3 protein-coding genes are annotated in these 2128 nt (G+C 34.2%); 2 read left to right on the forward strand and 1 reads right to left on the reverse strand.

The genetic code is table 11. From position 1 onward, the window contains the following. Positions 1-171: 171 nt before the first annotated feature. Positions 172-702 (reverse strand): hypothetical protein, encoded by a 531-nt coding sequence (locus EFD62_RS17235; protein WP_069195405.1) that lies wholly within the window; start codon positions 700-702, stop codon positions 172-174. A gap of 215 nt (positions 703-917) precedes the next feature. Between EFD62_RS17235 and EFD62_RS17240 the strand changes: the two genes are divergently transcribed. After that, complete coding sequence (locus tag EFD62_RS17240; RefSeq protein WP_128706589.1) at positions 918-1487, forward strand: S-layer homology domain-containing protein; 570 nt, start codon at positions 918-920, stop codon at positions 1485-1487. 245 nt (positions 1488-1732) lie between these two features. Further along, positions 1733-2011 carry a stalk domain-containing protein gene (locus EFD62_RS17245; RefSeq protein WP_235832706.1) on the forward strand — a complete coding sequence of 93 codons (279 nt, stop codon included), beginning with the start codon at positions 1733-1735 and terminating at the stop codon, positions 2009-2011. Positions 2012-2128: the final 117 nt, after the last annotated feature.

A 2128-nucleotide genomic window follows, 5' to 3' on the forward strand; every position in this document is an offset into this window, starting at 1 on the left:
TTGCTATTTATGCGGTCGGCTAAACCCGCTATATTTTAGCAAATGGAGGTATTTTTATCTACTCATAGCTATAAGCTTTTTGGAACCACCTGCATAGCAGGTGGTATTCATAAAGACAATAATAAAAGCGAGGGGAATTAACCCTTCGCTTTTTGCTTTAAGAACATACTACTAGTAGTTATCCACACTTACTGCACCGTTGCTTCTTAGTATTTTACTTATCTGATCAACCTTATCATCATCCGTTTTCATGCTAAAAAGAGTTTTTCCTGCCTTTATGTCTGTCTCATACTGCCGACTTTTGTTTTCGGGAATACCCAAGTCAATAAGTCCTCCAACAATACCTCCAGTAACTACTCCTGAAATAAGTCCTGTTATCGGACCTGCTGCTGCTATAATTCCCAGTCCAGGAATCATCATACTTCCTGCACCAATCAGCAATCCTGCCAATCCTCCAAGTATTCCTCCCGAAACCACTCCATTGGATATATTATCGTTTACTCCTCTATCATTTCTTCCTGCAGTCATATTAGCACCCATATCGTTTGTTCCCATAAACATACCTTTTGTATTGCTGTCTTCCTCGTCCTGCTTTGTCACTATTGAAATATCATCGGTTCTCAATCCCTGATCCTTTATCTGTTGAGCTGCTCTTTCGGCATTGCTGTAATTATCAAAAATTGCTGCAATAGTTTTTGACATAGTATTTCCTCCTTTTTTATACTCATTTTAGTTTTAGTTTTTATAGTTTGAATTATTCTGCATAGGTATGTATTTTTTTGGTCTGTATGCAATAAAATTATAGTTTCAATTCTATTGTGATAAATTTGTAATTATTATTTAATGTTTGTCTTATTCATTATAGTGTATAATTTAAATATATAAACTTAATAAAATACTATAATGGAGTTGATAGCGTGAAAAAATACATAATACTATCGTTTATTTTAGCCGCAGTACTTTCTTTAACTTCAATAAACATAAGTGCACAGTCAATTCCCGAGATACAGGCAAAGAACGCCGATGCCCTCGTGACTCTAGGAATAATGAAAGGTTATGAAGATGGCTCATTGAGACTTGAAAACAAAATTAAAAGAAGTGAATTTATAACTTTAGTAGTGAATTTATTGGGATACAACAGTGATACCGACATTGACAATGTGAAAGTTACTTTTACCGATATTAACATAAATCATTGGGCTTTCAACAATATCAAGCTTGCAATTAAATATGATCTTGTTTCCGGTTATCCCGACAATACCATTGCTCCTAATAATGATGTAACCTATGCAGAGGCTCTGGCTGTTGTGATTCGGGCCCTCGGATATGAAAGCACACTCAAAGGTGAATGGCCTAACAATGTAGTAGATAAAGCTGAAGAGCTAAAACTTTCAACCAATCTTAAGCTTGAACCAAACCATAAGCTTACCCGCGGAGAAATGTCAGTAATAGTGTATAATGCTCTTACCGTCAAGTTTAACCGTTAATGTAAAATATAACATTCATAATATAGTTAGAAACATCCTTTGCTCAAAGGATGTTTTTTTCTGTTTCTCTTTTCAACGAAGCTTGAGATATTTTAGTGTTCTACTGAAAAGAAAATTGGTATCCTCCACCTGTAAAAGTGGGCATCATTCTTCCCGTTATGTAAATTTTATGATTTTATTTCTAAATAAATATGTTATAATTCTTGTGTAGTACTATATAAATTATAACAAAGGAGATGCTAAACATGAAGAGAATGACAAGAGTTTCTTTAGCTGTTGTAGTTTTGCTTATTACAAGCATAATTGCTGCAGGTACAGTGTGGGGTTACAGTGCATTAAGAAAAGTTGATGCAACTGCAAATGACAATATTAAAATTTATTATGACGGTGATTTAAAAACTTTTACGGATACTGACGGTTCAAAAATTTCGCCTGTTATAATAAACGGAAGAACATATTTGCCTTTAAGGGCTATCAGTGATTTGGTTGGCGTTGGCGTTGAATGGGACGGCACGGTAATGTAAATAATTTTGTGTATCGGAATTTTTACAATCCTCCTTAGCAAGAAATTTTGAATTTTTGAAGTTTACAGAATGTTACCTTAAATCATTTCTTCATTATATATTATTGCCAGTTTTGCC

This window comes from Acetivibrio mesophilus, assembly GCF_004102745.1.
GTDB lineage: Bacteria > Bacillota > Clostridia > Acetivibrionales > Acetivibrionaceae > Hungateiclostridium > Hungateiclostridium mesophilum.

Coding starts and splice junctions, on each gene's coding strand:
- EFD62_RS17235 (WP_069195405.1), bottom strand. CDS start 702: ATGTCAAAAACTATTGCAGCAATTTTTGATAATTACAGCAATGCCGAA.
- EFD62_RS17245 (WP_235832706.1), top strand. CDS start 1,733: ATGAAGAGAATGACAAGAGTTTCTTTAGCTGTTGTAGTTTTGCTTATT.